The organism is Fictibacillus sp. 18YEL24, from assembly GCF_015903855.1.
Classification (GTDB): Bacteria; Bacillota; Bacilli; order Bacillales; family Fictibacillaceae; genus Fictibacillus; species Fictibacillus phosphorivorans_C.
Genome location: NZ_JACZDT010000004.1, coordinates 46,283 through 63,422 on the forward strand (window position 1 = coordinate 46,283; position 17,140 = coordinate 63,422).

Annotated in this window: 18 protein-coding genes and 2 pseudogenes; 11 read left to right on the top strand and 9 right to left on the bottom strand. The window is 37.8% G+C overall.

Translation table 11 applies throughout. From position 1 onward, the window contains the following. Positions 1-2: 2 nt before the first annotated feature. Positions 3-989: a biotin synthase BioB gene (bioB, locus tag HU823_RS13365; protein WP_137790057.1), complete on the top strand. Its 987-nt coding sequence runs from the start codon at positions 3-5 to the stop codon at positions 987-989. Between the two features lie 128 nt (positions 990-1,117). Beyond that, positions 1,118-1,915, top strand: a complete 798-nt coding sequence (locus HU823_RS13370; RefSeq protein ID WP_144703618.1) for a mechanosensitive ion channel family protein — start codon at positions 1,118-1,120, stop codon at positions 1,913-1,915. Between the two features lie 33 nt (positions 1,916-1,948). Here HU823_RS13370 and HU823_RS13375 read toward each other — a convergent pair. Then, positions 1,949-3,433 (bottom strand): annotated as a pseudogene (locus tag HU823_RS13375) (potassium/proton antiporter). Positions 3,434-3,690: 257 nt separating this feature from the next. On the opposite strand from HU823_RS13375, the gene HU823_RS13380 reads away from it, so the two are divergent. Then, entirely contained in the window at positions 3,691-3,855 is a 165-nt protein-coding gene (locus tag HU823_RS13380; protein WP_260858642.1) for a Fur-regulated basic protein FbpA, read from the top strand. A 130-nt stretch (positions 3,856-3,985) separates the two neighbouring features. Here HU823_RS13380 and HU823_RS13385 read toward each other — a convergent pair whose 3' ends face one another. Beyond that, positions 3,986-5,392: an alanine/glycine:cation symporter family protein gene (locus HU823_RS13385; RefSeq protein ID WP_197222410.1), complete on the bottom strand. Its 1,407-nt coding sequence runs from the start codon at positions 5,390-5,392 to the stop codon at positions 3,986-3,988. A gap of 302 nt (positions 5,393-5,694) precedes the next feature. Between HU823_RS13385 and HU823_RS13390 the strand changes: the two genes are divergently transcribed. Beyond that, the gene (locus tag HU823_RS13390; protein ID WP_197222411.1) at positions 5,695-6,243 is read left to right on the top strand and encodes a class I SAM-dependent methyltransferase; all 549 of its coding nucleotides are present in this window, start codon (positions 5,695-5,697) and stop codon (positions 6,241-6,243) included. Positions 6,244-6,293: 50 nt separating this feature from the next. Here HU823_RS13390 and HU823_RS13395 read toward each other — a convergent pair whose 3' ends face one another. After that, complete coding sequence (locus tag HU823_RS13395; protein WP_137790052.1) at positions 6,294-6,647, bottom strand: DUF2512 family protein; 354 nt, start codon at positions 6,645-6,647, stop codon at positions 6,294-6,296. 226 nt (positions 6,648-6,873) lie between these two features. Between HU823_RS13395 and HU823_RS13400 the strand changes: the two genes are divergently transcribed. The 5 genes from HU823_RS13400 to HU823_RS13420 all read left to right on the top strand — a co-directional run bounded on the left by HU823_RS13400 (position 6,874) and on the right by HU823_RS13420 (position 9,857). Next, positions 6,874-7,110, top strand: coding sequence for a hypothetical protein (locus HU823_RS13400; RefSeq protein ID WP_137790051.1), 237 nt, complete (start codon positions 6,874-6,876; stop codon positions 7,108-7,110). 100 nt (positions 7,111-7,210) lie between these two features. After that, the gene (locus HU823_RS13405) at positions 7,211-7,972 is read left to right on the top strand and encodes a Nif3-like dinuclear metal center hexameric protein (protein WP_144701494.1); all 762 of its coding nucleotides are present in this window, start codon (positions 7,211-7,213) and stop codon (positions 7,970-7,972) included. A gap of 144 nt (positions 7,973-8,116) precedes the next feature. Beyond that, entirely contained in the window at positions 8,117-8,677 is a 561-nt protein-coding gene (locus HU823_RS13410; protein ID WP_144701491.1) for a tyrosine-type recombinase/integrase, read from the top strand. Between the two features lie 22 nt (positions 8,678-8,699). Beyond that, on the top strand, positions 8,700-9,608 hold the full coding sequence (locus tag HU823_RS13415) for a YitT family protein (RefSeq protein ID WP_370630092.1): 909 nt from the start codon (positions 8,700-8,702) through the stop codon (positions 9,606-9,608). 18 nt (positions 9,609-9,626) lie between these two features. After that, positions 9,627-9,857 carry a DUF3953 domain-containing protein gene (locus HU823_RS13420; protein ID WP_144701489.1) on the top strand — a complete coding sequence of 77 codons (231 nt, stop codon included), beginning with the start codon at positions 9,627-9,629 and terminating at the stop codon, positions 9,855-9,857. Positions 9,858-9,895: 38 nt separating this feature from the next. Here the strand turns inward: HU823_RS13420 and HU823_RS13425 are convergent, their stop codons facing one another. Together HU823_RS13425 and HU823_RS13430 are read right to left on the bottom strand one after the other, a co-directional pair. After that, positions 9,896-10,444 carry an HAD-IIIA family hydrolase gene (locus tag HU823_RS13425; RefSeq protein WP_144701487.1) on the bottom strand — a complete coding sequence of 183 codons (549 nt, stop codon included), beginning with the start codon at positions 10,442-10,444 and terminating at the stop codon, positions 9,896-9,898. A gap of 12 nt (positions 10,445-10,456) precedes the next feature. Then, a complete protein-coding gene (locus HU823_RS13430; RefSeq protein ID WP_144701485.1) occupies positions 10,457-10,882 on the bottom strand; it encodes a PH domain-containing protein in 426 nt (141 codons plus the stop codon). Positions 10,883-11,167: 285 nt separating this feature from the next. On the opposite strand from HU823_RS13430, the gene HU823_RS13435 reads away from it, so the two are divergent. Then, entirely contained in the window at positions 11,168-12,847 is a 1,680-nt protein-coding gene (locus HU823_RS13435; RefSeq protein WP_197222412.1) for a hypothetical protein, read from the top strand. A 49-nt stretch (positions 12,848-12,896) separates the two neighbouring features. Here the strand turns inward: HU823_RS13435 and HU823_RS13440 are convergent, their stop codons facing one another. Further along, entirely contained in the window at positions 12,897-13,919 is a 1,023-nt protein-coding gene (locus HU823_RS13440) for a C40 family peptidase (protein ID WP_197222413.1), read from the bottom strand. An 885-nt stretch (positions 13,920-14,804) separates the two neighbouring features. Continuing rightward, positions 14,805-15,366 (bottom strand): annotated as a pseudogene (locus tag HU823_RS21945) (site-2 protease family protein); the annotation flags it as partial. Positions 15,367-15,562: 196 nt separating this feature from the next. Between HU823_RS21945 and HU823_RS13450 the strand changes: the two are divergent. Beyond that, entirely contained in the window at positions 15,563-15,967 is a 405-nt protein-coding gene (locus HU823_RS13450) for a hypothetical protein (RefSeq protein ID WP_144701477.1), read from the top strand. Between the two features lie 39 nt (positions 15,968-16,006). Here the strand turns inward: HU823_RS13450 and HU823_RS13455 are convergent, their stop codons facing one another. Both HU823_RS13455 and HU823_RS13460 read right to left on the bottom strand, forming a co-directional pair. After that, entirely contained in the window at positions 16,007-16,369 is a 363-nt protein-coding gene (locus HU823_RS13455; RefSeq protein WP_144701475.1) for a hypothetical protein, read from the bottom strand. Between the two features lie 187 nt (positions 16,370-16,556). Then, the gene (locus tag HU823_RS13460) at positions 16,557-17,135 is read right to left on the bottom strand and encodes a GNAT family N-acetyltransferase (protein WP_197222415.1); all 579 of its coding nucleotides are present in this window, start codon (positions 17,133-17,135) and stop codon (positions 16,557-16,559) included. Between the last annotated feature and the right edge of the window lie 5 nt (positions 17,136-17,140).

Sequence of the window (17,140 nt, forward strand, 5' to 3'; positions counted from 1 at the left end):
TGATGATCTGGAATGCTCTTGCAAACAAAGTATTGAGTGGAGAACAAATTACGAACGAAGAAGCTCTTGATATCTTAAATTGTCCTGATGAAGATCTGCTATTATTGCTGCATGGGGCTTATCAGATCAGAAAGCATTATTATGGTAATCTCGTAAAACTCAACATGATTATTAATACAAAGTCAGGCGCATGCCCAGAGAACTGTGGATATTGCTCACAGTCTATCGTGTCGACTGCACCCATCGAGACTTATCGAATGATGGATAGTAAAGAGATGGTAAAAGGAGCAGAGGCAGCGTATAACTTAAACGTTGGAACGTATTGCATCGTTGCAAGTGGGCGTGGACCTACTAACCGTGATGTGGATAAAGTTGTTGAAGCTGTAAAAGAGATCAAAGATACATATGGCTTAAAAGTTTGTGCCTGTCTAGGTATATTAAAGCCAGAACAAGCAGAGCGTTTAAAAGAAGCGGGTGTCGACCGATATAATCATAATCTCAACACTTCCGCTCAAAATCACGAAAATATTACAACATCTCATTCATACGATGATCGAGTGAATACGGTAAACATCGTTAAGGAAAGCGGGATCTCTCCTTGTTCAGGAGTTATTGTAGGTATGCGAGAGACGAAACAAGATGTCATAGATATGGCAAGAAGTCTTAATATACTTGACGCAGATTCTATTCCAGTGAACTTCTTGCATGCGATCGATGGTACACCGTTAGAAGGTACAGATGAGCTAGATCCACGCTACTGTTTGAAAGTACTTGCATTATTTCGTTATATTAATCCTACGAAGGAGATTAGAATATCAGGTGGGCGTGAGGTGAATTTAAGAAGTCTTCAGCCACTCGGTCTGTATGCCGCGAACTCCATATTCGTAGGTGACTATCTTACGACGAGAGGACAAGAGTCAACGGCAGATCATAAGATGTTAGAAGATATGGGCTTCAAGATTGATCGTACGCCTGTTATGGCACCATAGTTTTTTGTAAATGATTGAAAAGCCACTCGAAGCTTTGTACAATAAGGAGTATTCTATTGTACATCGTGGGAGTGGTTTTTTTGGAAAAATGGCAAAAGTGGCTGGAAAAAATAAACTGGGCTGAGATTATGCTTGCGGCTGGTTTATGGGCAGTGAAGTTTCTATTGATCATCGTCATGTTCTTGGTGATTCGTTCGATCGGTAGACGTGTGATCAATCGAATGTTTGATAAGGCAGCAACACATAGAAAGATGTCTTCTGGAAGAATTATTACGCTGCAAAAACTTGTAGTCAACCTGTTTTCATACGTATTGATCTTTGTTTTTGCTGGTATCATATTTAAGCAGTTCGGACTTGAAATCGGTACTCTTATAGCAGGGGCAGGGGTAGTTGGACTAGCTATAGGCTTTGGAGCGCAGGGACTCGTAAGTGATGTTGTAACAGGTTTCTTCATTCTTCTTGAAAAGCAGATGGAGGTCGGAGACTATGTTACGATTGGCGGGGTCGATGGAATTGTAGAAGAAGTGGGTCTGAGAACGACTCACATACGAGCATTTGATGGCACATTGAACTATATGCCGAACCGTGAGATCAGTACGATTGCGAACCATACACGGGGTAATATGCGTGCACTTGTTGATATAGGTATTGCCTATGAAGAAAATATAGACAAGGCTCTCGTCATACTACAAGATGCTTGTGACAAAGTAAAAGAAAAGAATCCGAGCATAATGGAAGGGCCGAATGTGTTAGGAGTTCAAATGTTAGGTTCGTCTGATGTGGTAATTCGTATTATTTCTAAGACGATTAATGGAGAACAATGGGCGGTCGAAAGAGAGTTACGTAAAGCTTTAAAAGAAGCTTTGGATGCTAATGGCATCGAGATTCCATACCCTCATCAAGTACATGTAGAAAAAGGTGCATAAGAAAAGCCGGGGAAGAGCTTCCCGGCTTTTTCTTTAATTCTTTTCAATATTTTGTTTGGATAAATAATCCGTTACACTCTTCAGTTTTGTTTTATGTGCCATGATGTAAAGAATATCGTGAGCGTGAATCTCTGTTCTCCCTGTTGGTGTGATCAATTCATCGCCTCGAATCATTGCACTTACAGTAGATTCTTTTGGTAAGGAAATTTCCTCAAGTGTCTGTCCGATAATTTTTGCATGTTCGGGTACAAAAAATTCAACGATTTCGGCATTGGCTTTACCGATTGAAACAAGTTCTAAAACATGTGGAGATGTAGGTTTTTCTTTTTCCGTTAACTTTAATTTCTGAGCTACCCAAGGAATGGTTGATCCTTGTATGAGAGCAGATGTAAGCACAACGAAGAAAACGAGATTAAAGAGCAACTGGCTGTTCTCAACCCCTTCAATGAGTGGGAATGTAGCGAGAACAATAGGAACAGCGCCACGAAGACCAGACCACGAGATAAATAATTTTTCGTTAATTGAGAAAGCAGAAGTTGGCATACTTAGGAAAACACCTATTGGACGTGCGATAACAATGAGTACGAAAGAGATCATCAAGCCTTTCAGCATAATATCGATATGAAACAGCTCACTCGGAAAAACAAGTAAACCTAAGATCGCAAACATTAAAATCTGCATCATCCAAGCGAAACCTTCGTTAAATCGCACGATTGAGTTTCTGTATGTAAGGTGACTATTCCCCATAAACACAGCTGCAACATATACAGCAAGCAGTCCACTTGCTCCAGCAAGCATCGTAATCCCATAGGTTAAGATAGCAAAAGAAAGAGCGAATACGGGATAGAGTCCACTTGATTCAAGTCGTATACGGTTAATGGCATAAACGGCAAGCTTTCCAAAGAAATAGCCAAAAACAGCTCCCATTCCCATCTGCTAAAAGAATGATAGAACAAGTCCTGTAATGGAAGTGGAGTCTTTTGTGAGCAACTCAATAAATGTGATCGTTAAAAATACAGCCATCGGATCATTGGAACCAGATTCTGCTTCAAGCGTCGAAGAAAGCTTCTCTTTCACATTTTTTCCGGCCAAAACAGAGAATACTGCAGCAGCATCCGTAGATCCAACGATCGAACCGAACAGAAATGCTTCTAGCCAATTAACATCCAATAACAATTTAACAGATACCGCGACAACGGCTGTTGTAAGGAATACTCCAAACGTCGCGAGTGACAGTGAAGTGGATAGAACGGGTTTTACGCTAGTCCATTTTGTCTGAAGTCCACCTTCAAATAAAATGATAATAAGAGCAATTACGCCCACTAGTTGACTTACGTGCGGATCATCAAAATAAATAAAATTGAGTCCATCACTTCCTAGGAGCATTCCGATTCCAATAAAAAGTACAAGGGCAGGTACACCAAAGCGTGAAGAGAACTTCGTAGTAACGACGCCTAGTAAGAGTAGAATGGCAAGTAATAGTATAAAATAATCTACGTTTAAACCACCTTCAAACATAACACCTCTCCTTTATCTATCTATGTATATGAGATTGTTTAGCATACAATTTCTACCGAATCTTTTACAGTATCGACGACAATTATTGTCTTGAAACAATTGACAATTTAACCAAAAGCGGGTAACCTTGACGGAAGATAATGGTTATAAAATTACATCACCTTCGTCATTTTTTTACATAAACTATTAATGGAAGTTTTTTCTCCATCATTTCAGGGTAAGTAAAATGTTGAAGAGATTTACAGGAGGGATTGAACGTGTCAGCGGACCATCAAAAAAGAGAAAATTTAATTGCTGATCTATTGTTACATAATATCTATAAGACAGCAGATGGACGTCATTTATACGAGCTTTCTTTGCAGGATCTTGAACAACAATTAAAGAATTTACTTTCCCCGCCTGCAGAGGAAAAAGCAACTTAAAATAGGTTGAGTGATAAATGGTAATATAAAACTGGCTCTCTATGCCAGTTTTTTAATTTGTTCCGTCCATTTTAAACTAACATAAAAGAAAGAAGACTTCACTCAGGAAGTCTTCTTTCTTTCGTTTTATTTATTTCTCTGTTGAAAGATCTTCATCCCAAGCTTCTGTGTTTTTTAGTCCGATACTAGATGGTCGGAAAACGGGATCCTTTCCTTCTTTCTTTTGTTTCAGATAGTCCCCGAGAGCGTCAAAAGCAATTTTTCCAAGCAATGAAATAGCGATTAAGTTGATGATCGCCATAAGTCCCATGAACATGTCTGCTAAACTCCAAACAAAATCAAGAGATGCTATTGCACCGTATCCAACCATTGCGACAACAGCTAATCGGTAGATAAACAACCACGTTTTGTTCGTACTAATAAACTCAATGTTAGACTCACCATAATAATAGTTCCCTACTACGGAACTAAATGCGAACAACATTACGATGATCGCTAGGAATGGGCCACCCCATGATCCAAGCAATGTGTTTAAAGCTTCCTGCGTTAAAATAATTCCATCCGCTTCTTTAGAATCATACATGCCTGATAATAGAATAATAAAGGCGGTAGAAGAACAGATCAAAAGGGTATCAACAAAAACACCTAAAGATTGAATCAATCCTTGCTTAACAGGGTGGCTCACATCTGCTGTAGCAGCTGCATTCGGTGCACTACCCATACCGGCTTCATTAGAGAATAGACCACGTTTTATACCGTTCATCATCGCTGCGCCCAATGCTCCACCAGCTACTTCTTCTACACCAAAAGCACCTTCGAAGATCATGCTGAAAACGGCAGGAAGTTCTGTAAGATTTGTAACCATTACAAACAGAGCTACAAGGATATAAAGTCCAGCCATAATTGGAACGATGATTTCTGATACTTTGGCAATCCGTTTGATGCCACCAAAAATAATAATTGCAGTTACAACGGCTAAGAAAATACTTACATAAACAGGTTTTATATCAAAAGATTGTCCAAACGCACTTGCAATCGTATTCGATTGAACAGAGTTAAAGGCAAGTCCGAACGTGATTGAAATTAAAATGGCAAAAATAACACCCATCCAGCGAGCATTCAATGCTTTTTCCATGTAATAAGCAGGTCCTCCGCGGAATGCGACCCCATCTCGAACTTTGTAGATCTGAGCTAACGTACTTTCTACGAATGCAGATGCAGAACCGATTAATGCGATCAGCCACATCCAGAATACAGCACCAGGTCCCCCAGCTGTAATGGCAAGTGCTACACCCGCCAAATTACCAGTACCTACGCGAGAAGCGGTACTGATACAGAAAGCTTGAAACGAAGAGACGCCTTTCTTATCAGCTCTAGCACCTTCACCCAAAAGCCGAATCATCTCGCCAAACATGCGGAACTGAACAAACTTTGTTCGTACCGTAAAATAAAGTCCTAACCCAATCAACATAACAATTAGGATATACGACCATAAATATGTGTTAACACTTCCTATGAAATTGTTAATCCAATCCATACATACACCTCATTTAATCTTTTGTCTATCTCAGCTGTACACTATTTTTTAATGTAACAAAACCTTACATATTAATCAATTATAATTTTTTCCACTACCCTTTTTCATGAAAGTTAGCTGATGAATGCCTTTTTAGTCTTCGAATATTTTCCTCCACATAAATATTCCCTGAACGATGAAGATACAAACAGAAAATAATGGTAAAAAGATTTCAAGGTTATCTATTTTCTCACCAACTTTTGGCATCTGAATATACTAGATAAAATTGATTGTAATAATCGGAATTAAAGTAGGTGTTAAGGGTGGATGGCGGAACCCCTTTATTTATACAAAAGTTTTTTCAATCTCCAAAACAAGTAGGAAGTCTTTTTCCAAGCTCTAACAGCTTAGCTAAGAAGATGACAAACCCTCTTTGCTGGGATCATATAGACATCGCTGCTGAATTAGGCGCAGGTACAGGTGTAATCACAAAAGAGATCATTCGCAATTTAAATTCTGGTTCAGAGCTTTATATCTTTGAAAAAGATGAAGAGATGAGAAAAAAACTTAAACTTCAGTTTTCTAGAAATACGGTCTGTGAAGATGCTCGTTACATCCTAAGTAGCATAGAAAAAGAGGAAGAAACGTTAGATGCAATTTTCTCAGGGCTGCCTTTTGCAAATTTTACTCGTGACTTACAAAGAGAGATTGTCGAGGAAGTATATCGGTCGCTTCGACCAGGTGGAGTATTCATAGCTTTTCAATATTCTACTCAGATGAAAAAAACATTTCAGGAATTTTTTCGAACTGTCGAAATTGCATTTGTACCGAAAAATTTCCCTCCTGCATTCGTTTATACTTGTGAAAAATAGATGAAAACAATAAAAGTGATTCGTTTCAATAAGAACGAATCACTTTTATTTTAGCGATACGAGTGATCCATGTGGTCTGAGATCAAATGCTTATGAACCATTGCTTCCATACAGGTTATCAAGATAGCCACAAGAAGCGAACCCCACAATGAGATAGTTACTCCAGGCAATACAAGCCCTAGAAGATAGACGAGTACAAAGCTTGTAGCAAAATCAACTGCCAGTTGTTTGCCATAGGAGATCCGAGGAACCATGATATACTCCAGCAATACACCTAGAGGAGCTAGTATGACGGTAATCCATATAAAAGGTTGAACGAACTCGAAATCCACGCTTTTAAATAAAAAGTTGGCTAAAACAAGTGCCAGTGGAATACCTAAAATTTTTATCATCAAACTTTGCATGTTTCTTTACTCCTGTCCTAAATATGTTTAAAGAGTGATTTAATAAGCTTTTATTTTCTAACAGCACAATCTTATACAAAAATTTTAATAACAATCCTTTATCAGAATGAACGTTGTAGCGTTGTTTTATACCTATTTTAGAAACTTCTGAATGAAAGTGTCATAAAACATCACGAGAGTGGGTATTACTTCTGTAAGAACGAAATGAACAAGGAGGCTAAGAGAAGTGGAATATTCACTCTATAAAAAGGACGGAAAGTTTCCATGTGATGTTACCGTTGATTATGACAATATGGTCTTTACAGTGCGTGACAGTGATACAACAGGTGAAGTGTTCAACAGTGCGAGTGAAGTTGCTCAATGGATTAAACAGCATTGGTCTGTTGATCAGTTCCAAAGGCCAGATGATTATTATGATTTAATGAAGCACCTCGAGAATTCATTAGAGGATGAAACAGAATAAATACCAACTATCGACCAAGTATTAAGTACTTGGTCTTTCTTCTAGCTCAATATGGAAAAACATGTAATAATGGGTGAAACAAGAAATGGGAGATATCAGTATGAAAATGAATGATTTTGAAAATTTGATCACCCAACTATTTGGAGTATGGCTTAAAGAGTTTGAAAACGAGGGGGAATATGGTTTTACGCATAAAGTTGAGAAAGAGATCAAGGTGGTCGCTTATGCTACAAACTTAACGCCAGAGACTGTAGAGAAAGCTCATAATAGTCGAGCAGATCTCTTGATCACCCATCATGATGCTTGGGATTTTGTGTATGGAATGAAAGAGGCTTGCGAGGATGAATTAAGGAAGCATGATATCTCACATTATTTCACTCATTACCCTCTAGATTTTGTGGAATTTGGCACGAGTACAGCTTTATTCGAACAAATTAAAATCGATGAAATTACGACCTTTTCCACATTTAAGGATAATCAAGAGTTTCCAGGTATCGGCCTCTATCATAAGCCACTTTCATTTATGGAACTTAAAGAGAGACTTGAACAGGTGTTGGGAGAACCGGTAAAAGCATGGGAAAATCATGATCGTCCAATCAACAAAGTAGGAATTCTTACAGGTGCAGGAAATCATACAGCACTTATTCAATACGCTAAGAAACAAGATTGCGATGCATATATTACGGGAGAACAATCATTGTATTCCGTCCAGTATGCAAAATTTGCAGGCATTCACTTGTTTGTGGGAAGTCATACATTTACTGAAATTTTTGGAGTAGAGAACTTGGTGGTTCGAATGAAGGAAATCTATCCAAATGTAAAAATGGTTAGAATACAGGAAGAACATATAGAATCGTATTGAGTTAAACCTTCTAATTTTTAGAGGGTTTTTTCTTTTAGGAAAAGTAAAGATTAATAAAAGCAAAAAGTGAGCATATCTTTTCTAATGTTACATAACCCTTTGGTATAATAGTATTAAGTAACATCATATAAGGTGGATATTCAGATGGAATATGTTGAAGCTTTAAGAGATATTAAAGAGATCAATGCGATTAAACGTTATTTAAAGAAAAGCTCCGTACGTGATTATGTTCTATTTGTTTTAGGAATCAACACGGGTTTGAAAATTACTGAATTGCTTTGCATGCAAGTAAAAGATTTACTATCGGAAGATTTAATCGTCTATGATTTTTATTCTGTTCCCAATAAAGAGGGAAATAGAGAAGTTTTCTTAAACGAAACCGTGAAGAAGATCATTGCTCAGTATGTTGAATGTGCAGAACTAAAGCGAGAGGATTTTTTATTTCTATCCAAGAAAACTAAGTTGCCGATTACTCGACAGCAAGCATATCGAGTCATTCATCAAGCTGCAGAACATGCAGGGATCAAAGGTAAGATTGGTACAAACTCGATGCGAAAAACATTCGGCTACCATGCCTATAAAAGAGGAGTAGCCATATCTCTATTACAAAGACATTTCAACCATTCAAGTCCTTCTGAAACACTTAAATATTTAGGGATCTCTAGGGAAGATCCTCTTAAAACACAGATTGACGTAAGATTATAAGGGAAAGCGTGGAGGTACACTTATGACAGGAGAAGCGATTACAAATACGCAAGCCATGGAACAGATTAAAAAACAACACCGAAAGCTAACCAAAGGAAAACTTGCTACTAGAGCGATCCTCATAACTTTCGGAGCCATACTGATGGCAGTCGGACTAGAAATATTCCTAGTACCGAACAATGTTATTGATGGTGGGATAGCGGGTATCTCAATCATGCTATCACATATAACAGGATTAAAATTAGGACTCTTTCTATTCGCATTGAACTTACCATTTATTTTTGTTGGTTATAAGCAGATCGGAAAAACGTTTGCTTTCTCAACATTATACGGAATCATCGTTCTTTCAATCGCAACCACTCTATTGCATCCAGTTCCACCGTTTACAGACGATTTATTATTAGCAACTGTTTTTGGCGGTATCTTTATCGGAGTCGGGATCGGAATGGTAATCCGAAGTGGTGGATCATTAGATGGTACAGAGATCTTAGCTATACTCTCAAATAACAAACTGCCTTTTTCTGTTGGTGAAATTATAATGTTCTTTAATATCTTTATTCTCGGAGCGGCAGGTTTTGTTTTCACATGGGATAGAGCGATGTATTCTTTGATCGCATACTTTATCGCTTTTAAAACGATTGACTTAACGATTACAGGTCTTGAGGAATCCAAGTCGGCTTGGATCATCAGTGATAACCATAAAGAAATCGGAGATGCTATTCTTCATCGCTTAGGACGTGGAGTTACATACCTTAAAGGTGAAGGCGCGTATACGGGTGACGAAAAAGGTGTAGTATTCTGTGTCATCACACGTTTAGAAGAGGCAAAACTCAAAGATATTGTCGATGAATTTGATACGAGTGCCTTTTTAGCGATTGCTGATATTGCTGAAGTAAAAGGCGGAAGGTTTAAGAAAAAAGGAATTCATTAAAGTAGAGGAGAGGTTTCTATGTTTCGTAAGGTGAAAATTGCTTTTTCTGCAGTCGTCTTATTACTTGCGATCTATAGCATAACTACAGGAAATCTTGATATTACTCCTTTTACTACTCTAGTACTAGCTTTATTATTACTTGTTATGGGATTTGAAGAACGGCAAAAAAAGAAAAAATGGATCAGCTATTTCTGTTTTTTTGCATTTGCATTCAACTTTTATGTCTTTGTACAATCCTTACTTATTTAATAGTAAAAACGCCTTGATTTTTTCGAGGCGTTTTTTATTTATTTCACATGTTGGATTGTATTCGTATGCTCAAACAACCATGTCATTCCTTCTTTTAAAGTTGCTGCAACATGATCAGGTTGAATAATAGAAGAGGTATGATTTTGATTCCATGATGCTTTGCCAGAACCAGTCAGAACTAATATGGCCTTGCATCCAGCCGTTTTGGCAGCTACAATGTCTGTCCATCGGTCACCAAACACGACACACTTTGACAGATCCAGCTGATGATCACTTGCCGCCTTTTTTAACATACCAGTAGAAGGTTTTCTGCATTCGCAACCTTCTGAATGGTGGTGTGGACATAGATACACATCATCAAATCCAAACGCCGTTAATTCAGTGAAAAAGTCTGTTTCGGCTGCAGCACCACGACTGATTCCAGGTTGATTCGTGAATGAAAAAACGGGAATGTTTTTGGATTTGAGATTTTGAATCACTTCTTCTGTATAATGAAAAAGTTTAAAATCCCCTGGATATTCAATATGATCCGAACCGCCGATCGTTCCATCACGATCTAAAAATACAGCTTGATAGGTTTCATTCATCAATAGCAGCTCCTAATCATATTTGATAGTTGCATTCGGACATCTTTCACTTAATTCTTGTAAAAATTCATCTCGATTTTTTGGAGAGATAAGAGCCATTCCAAACTGGTACGTAATATTGATTCGTTTTAATGAGAGTGCGGGACTTGATATGGGATTCAGTGTCTTATGTGCATATGAGATTTCACGATATGGAATTCTTTTGTTGATCGGACCACTTCTAATAATTAGTTCATCTTCATCTAAGACATAATAGGTTGTAAACCACAGCCAACTGATAAAGCCAATTAAGGCAAGATTAATAATGACCGTAATCAATATTCCTAGAAGGTTTGCCTTTTCTGTTATTAAGGCATATGTACTGATATAAGCGCCATAAGCAACAGCGCCCCAGAGGATCAATCCAAGCCACCAATCTTTTTTTGATGAGTATTTCATCGTGTAACAACTCCTTTTAAGAATCAGTAATTAGTGGAGCACAAACGACTATTTAGTTTATTTCTTGTTGCCTTTGTAAGTAGTAATTTCCGCATAAACAATAACCCTAACCGCACATCCTTTATATTCCATTATATAGTAAAAAGGATTAGAGCTGCAGTTCAGTTGTTTCTAAATAAGTTAGCTTTTTTCTTATTCAAAATATGTTATGGAACTTTTTACATATTCAATCGTATTGCTTAATAGGGTTAAGAAGTAAATGAATGTTAAAAAAGGGGATAGTTTATGAACATCTTGTTATTTTCCATCATTGTAGGGCTTGCTGCAGCATTAGTGATCTTTCCGATTTCTAGCAGCAAAAAGCCTGTTAAAAAAGAGAAGAAAAACAATCTGACTGGGGCAATGATCGGTATTATCATTTGTACCGTTCCTGTTGTATTTGCTTTCTACTATATAACAAATCTCGATCGCAATATTTCTTCCATTTGGATATTAGCGATTATTGTTACGGCTATTGGTGCGTTTTTTGCAACTGGTAAAGAGAGATTGATCAAGCTAGTCTTATTTCTTATCAGTTTGATGATTGGTATTTTTTTTCTTACTGCTGGACTATTTAATTCGGGTGAAAAATATCAGTCATCCAAAATGGCAGAAAAGACAGAGATCGAGTCTTTTGATGAGAAAGAAACTCCGGCAAGTGTGCCACCTAAATTTGCAAGAAATAAAATGAGAAAGTCGTTTGGCCAAGTACCAAATACAAGCTTTTATGAACTAGGAAATCTGCAGATCCAAAAAGTGGATGGTAAATACGTATATATCGCACCCGTAGAGTTCTCTGGACTTTTTAAGTGGTGGAACGGTGATGTAACACCTGGTTATTTTACACTAAGTGCTACTGATTCATCGGCAAATCCGAAGTTTGTTAAATCTGAGATGAGTTATACACCATCTTCATATTTTAATAAGAACGTTGAACGTCATATGCGTTCAAGTTTTCCAGAATACATTTTCTATGGCAAACCACAGCTAGAGGTCGACGATAATGGGAAGCCGTTTTACATTCGCTCTTATGGAGAGTTCATCTCAGCTCGTAACGGCTTTAAAGTAGAAGGTATTGTTGTTACAGATCCGGAGAACGGGAATACAAAGAAATATCTGATCAAGGATATTCCAGCCTTTATTGATGGCGCTGTATCTCCAGAAACAGTGAGCCTTCAAAACAGCTATTTTGGTAACTATGTTCATGGTTTTTGGAACAGCAAATTCGGTAAAAAAGATGTAAAACTGCCTTCTGATGAAGGAACGGAAGCGAATGTGAGCCCGATTTTTGATGAGAATGGGGATATGTTTTACTTTACCGACTTCACAAGTCCGAAAGAGGGAGTCGACTCTATGCTCGGTTATTCATTAACAGATGCTAGAACGGGGAAGGCAACCTATTACACTGGTAATCTCGAAGAATCTTATATGGATTCTGAAGGAGCTTTAGAGATCATAGAAAAGAAATTTATCGAGAAAAAATGGGACGGCGAGATGCCTGTACTCTATAACTTCTATGGAGAAGCAAGCTGGCTGACTCCTGTTCTAGATTCGAATGGATTTTTACAAAACTATTTTATCGTTTCTGCTGCAAATCCAGAGATCTCTGTATATGCCAATACACCGAATGCTGCAATAAAACAATATAAAACAGCATTGCAACGAGGTGGAGGAACAGTGGACGGAACATCAGATGCTGAAGAAAAACAGACTTCAGGAACCGTTCTTCGTGTATATAAAGAAAAAGTTGGAGATTATACGACCGTATCGTTCTTGTTGGATAACCGTAAAAGCTACATCGTATCTTCAGAAAGTAATCCGCTAGCCATCTATTTAAAAGAACAAGATAAGGTTAATGTAACTTTTCAAAATACAGGAGAAGCATTCTTACCGGTAACGGAGATGAAAATAGAAGGTTTAGAATAATAGAAGGTAATAAAAAAGCAGAGCACATTTCACCGTGCTCTGCTTTTTGTTATGGTTGTGGAATGTAACGACGTGCACCTGAGAACTCTTCTGCATAAGCAGGTGTTGAGATGGGATCAAGTCTTACAGTAGAAGCTGTATTTGGAGAGTGGATCATCATACCGTTTCCTGCGTACATTGCAACATGGTGAACGCGTCCTTTTCCTTTTTCATAAGAAAAGAACATTAGATCCCCTGGCTGCAGTTGATCTTTATTAACGATCATCCCTTCTTTAGACTGTGGGCCAGAGTCTCGTGGAATAGTAATGCCGTTTGCTTTATGGATGGTGTGTGTAAATCCGGAACAGTCGAATCCAAATCCTGATGCACCTGCCCATAAATAAGGAAGACCGAGAAATTTCTTAGCTTCTTCTACAAGAGCTTCTCCAGTTGGAACAGGGATATCACTTTCACTTTTGTATACTTTTGCATCTTTCGCATCAAGCCAACGAACTTTTCCTTGTGGTGTTAAAACAGCGATCGTTTTTGAGACTTTCTTAATAACGGGTAACTTCGTGTTATAACTTATTTCAAGTTCTTTTTTATGTCCGAATGGTCCTTTAGAAAGCCACGCCGTTGGGCTCGTGACTAATGCAAAGTGCTTTCCTTCAGCTTCACTGAAATGTTTAGAATAAGTTAATTGTGAAAGAGGCATCCATCCCGGATAGCCGAGCTCGTTTCTAGGAGTAGGTTGGCCGTAGACCGCTACTTTTACCCAATCCCCTTGTTGTTCTAAAATATGTACCTTTTGACCGTATAGCGCTTGTGTTTCAAGTTCTCCAACTAACCAAAGCTTCTCTTCATAGGTCATACTTGTTGTCCACCTTCTTAAGTCAACAGGGTGGGAAACGGATGGGGAATCTACAGGTCTTGCTGCATCTGGTCCTACCCAAAGAGTCGCTGCAGCAACATTCACATACATGTCTTTTCCAACCACGTCTTTGTTAGGTGTTCCTTTTTCAGCTGAAGCTGTGTTTGAAAATATACCAAGTATCACAGCGAGTGAAAATAAAACTTTTAGAAATTTTTGCATCGTGATATTCGCTCCTTTTTATCTATTTTTCTACACCATTCGTGTTATTGATGAGGCATACCTTTTATCTATCCAAAAGATAAGTCAAAAAGCCCTTTGTACGTTTATGAATTTCTGTTGCCAATGTACTAAAAACAAGTTCATGCAGGTATAAAGAAGGGTATAAAAAAACACCTCTATTAAGAGGTGCTTTTTAGGTCTAGCTGATTAAGAAACGATTTGCATCCATAAGTTGATTGCCGTATACAACAAAAGCAGATAAGACACCTGCTAACAATAGATACATGATCAACACGATCACTTTTGTTTTTGTGTTTGAGACGTAATAGTTCTTTGTTTGTTCAAATTGTTTCTCTGTTTTCGCTTTTTCTGATAACAGGCTTTGTTCATATGCTTCAAACAAGCTGCTGTGGCTAAAGTTCTGAAGCTCTGGTAAAGATGCGATTTCTTCAGGATCAGCTTCTTGATACATGTTTTGAATATATTCTCTCTGACGTTGATTGCTCTCATATTCTTTTAAAAGTGTTTGTAAGAAACGTTCACGATTGTTTAATATTTCAATTTCTACTAATGTACGATGCTTACGAATCTTTTTCTTATCCTGTAGAACAGGAAATGAAGAACCAGAGGGCATATTTCGTTTTAGTCTATCTTTGGCAACTCTCACATCTTCTAAGTAAGTTCCGATGATATAACCAAAGTTCGGCATGTCTTTGTACTCATCCATCTCTTGATTGATCACAGTAAGTTTCTCTTGTTCGGATTGAAACAAAGTAAGCGTTTCTTTTAACTTGTTTTGTTCGAAATCTTCACGAACTCGTTTCCACCAAGTTAAGATACCGAAAATGAAGATTAATAAAATGATTGGATCTGGTGATATGAACAAATAAGGTAGAACAAGTAATAAGCCGATGAACCAGATCTTAGTAGATAGAACCCCAACGATTCTTCCGCCATCGAGTGGTGAGACAGGGAACAAATTAAATAAGTTGATCAGAGCCCCTAAAAAGATGACCAAGCCCCAGAATGGTTCTGCAGTCGCTTCATACAGAAACACAGCTGGTAAGAAAGATAATAACCCGAACAATGGTCCTGCATACGCGATATAAGCTTCGTCTTTAGCATTTTTAGGCATCTCTTTCATACCAATCGCCGCCCCCATAAAGGGGATGAAAATCGCTGGAGATGTTTTAATTCCTTTTTGTTTAGCTGCGACTAAATGGCCCATCTCATGCACAAAAATAAGATAAACGATGGCTACTGCGAATTTCCAGCCATAAAACGCCGCATATGCACCAAGTGATATAAACATGGAGATGAGTGTTGCAAATTTCCCTAATTTAAGCAGGCTGAACACCCACTTTAATTTACTTAACAGAAACAAACCTATTCCCGCTATGATGGTCCATATACGGGATTGGTTTTGTTTTTCAGCTTTTTGAGCCATGTACGAATCCCCCAACTATAGTTTCTTATTTCTATCTTATAGGAAATACGTTGAAAGGGGAAAGAAGTTTCTCTTTTAGAAAAATCCTTTATAGACGGTTTTTTGGTAGAAAAATAGGGGTATACGACATTTAAGTACCCCTTTATTGATAGGAAAGTGTTGCGAATGCTGTTATAGATAAGAAGGAGTGATGAGTTTGGCTTTACATGACCATCCATACATTAGTGATGCATTTGTAATGAACAAAGCAGAAGTGGTAAAAGCAGTTGAAACTTATTTATTACGTGAAGGTTATGAAACGGGAACTTGCCATGAGATTGATGGGGTAGATATGACAGCGACGAATGAATATCATACACTTCTCATCGCAGCGCAAGGAAATATGTCTGAACTACCTGGCTATCAAAACCAGAATGAATTTTGCCTTAAATTTGTAAATCTACTAAAAAGTCATGAAAAAAATCCTGCTAAAACCTTAGTACTTGCTCATCCTGACACTCCAAGTTATCGTGAAAAAGCGAATACGATCAAGCATGCGTTGGATGATTTAGGTATGGTAAGATTTTGGATTAAAGAAGATGGAACGATAGAGTGGGAATAACAATAGCTTAAAGAAAAGGCACCGGAAAAGATTCCGGTGCTATTTTACTTTTTCAATTGTATCATGGCTTGCTTCATATAATTCTGGCAAAACTTCCATCTCTTCAATTTCCCGTTTTGTTTTTTCTGTTCCTAATAAGTAGAGATATCTAAATAACTCGTATACAAGCTTACTGTCTTTTCCTCGATGGTATTTTGCATGTGATTCGGAAAAGTGTCTTTTTGGAGAGAAAATATCTAAACCTTCTTGTTTATTGTTCGCATGCATTTTAGCAAAAAGATGCTCTAGCTGTTGCTTCTCATCATAAGAAGCTAGAATCTCAAAATAATGAACATGGTCGTCAGTAGGAAGGGGCTGTAAATCACCTTTCGCCGTTACATAAAATGTACCTTTTTGTTCCATACCTGATTACCTCCTTTTTCCTTTTCATACCTCTAGTAAGTTACTTTGAAACCTATTTCGGACTAATGTAAGGCTATCTTCGTAAATAGGTGAATAGATAAGGAAGGCGCTCTTTGCCTTCATGGTCACTTCAAAAGCAAAAAGTTTTAATAGCAACAACCCTTTAAAAAAGAAAAAAAACAAGAAGCTAAAGACTATTAGCTTCTTGTTCATACAAATCTGCGTTCTTTTTTAGTAGGGAATAGATGTACATATCATAATAGTGGTCGCCCACTCTTTGATGTTCCTGTAGTAATGCTTCTTCATGAAAACCAAGTTTAGATACTAACGCACGGGAAACTTTGTTTTCGGGTCTGATCACAGCAGCTATCCGATTAAATTCCATCCCGTTGAAACCGTAGTGAAGGATGGCTCGTAACGATTCGATCATGAAACCGTTATTCCAATAGTCACGATTTAGTTCATAACCAAGCTCTGTTCTTCGATCTGATTTGCTCCAATTGTGAAATCCGCAGGTTCCGATAAGTTTATCCTGTTCTTTTAAAATGATTCCCCAACGTATTGAACTTCCTGTAGCGAATCCTTTTTCAAACGCTTGAATAAGCTCATAGGCTTCTTCTTCCGTTTGTAAAGGTGCCATTCCATAATAACGTAAAGCGTCACTATCTGAGAAGACTGCATAAATCTCCTTTATATCTGACTCAATGACTGGTCTTAGTCTAAGTCTATCTGTTTCAATAACTGGAAAATGATCGTATGTATTCAAAAATA

Coding starts and splice junctions, on each gene's coding strand:
- bioB (WP_137790057.1), top strand. CDS start 3: ATGATCTGGAATGCTCTTGCAAACAAAGTATTGAGTGGAGAACAAATT.
- HU823_RS13370 (WP_144703618.1), top strand. CDS start 1,118: ATGCTTGCGGCTGGTTTATGGGCAGTGAAGTTTCTATTGATCATCGTC.
- HU823_RS13385 (WP_197222410.1), bottom strand. CDS start 5,392: ATGGATTGGATTAACAATTTCATAGGAAGTGTTAACACATATTTATGG.
- HU823_RS13395 (WP_137790052.1), bottom strand. CDS start 6,647: ATGCAAAGTTTGATGATAAAAATTTTAGGTATTCCACTGGCACTTGTT.
- HU823_RS13405 (WP_144701494.1), top strand. CDS start 7,211: ATGAAAATGAATGATTTTGAAAATTTGATCACCCAACTATTTGGAGTA.
- HU823_RS13410 (WP_144701491.1), top strand. CDS start 8,117: ATGGAATATGTTGAAGCTTTAAGAGATATTAAAGAGATCAATGCGATT.
- HU823_RS13415 (WP_370630092.1), top strand. CDS start 8,700: ATGACAGGAGAAGCGATTACAAATACGCAAGCCATGGAACAGATTAAA.
- HU823_RS13420 (WP_144701489.1), top strand. CDS start 9,627: ATGTTTCGTAAGGTGAAAATTGCTTTTTCTGCAGTCGTCTTATTACTT.
- HU823_RS13425 (WP_144701487.1), bottom strand. CDS start 10,444: ATGAATGAAACCTATCAAGCTGTATTTTTAGATCGTGATGGAACGATC.
- HU823_RS13430 (WP_144701485.1), bottom strand. CDS start 10,882: ATGAAATACTCATCAAAAAAAGATTGGTGGCTTGGATTGATCCTCTGG.
- HU823_RS13435 (WP_197222412.1), top strand. CDS start 11,168: ATGAACATCTTGTTATTTTCCATCATTGTAGGGCTTGCTGCAGCATTA.
- HU823_RS13440 (WP_197222413.1), bottom strand. CDS start 13,919: ATGCAAAAATTTCTAAAAGTTTTATTTTCACTCGCTGTGATACTTGGT.
- HU823_RS13455 (WP_144701475.1), bottom strand. CDS start 16,369: ATGGAACAAAAAGGTACATTTTATGTAACGGCGAAAGGTGATTTACAG.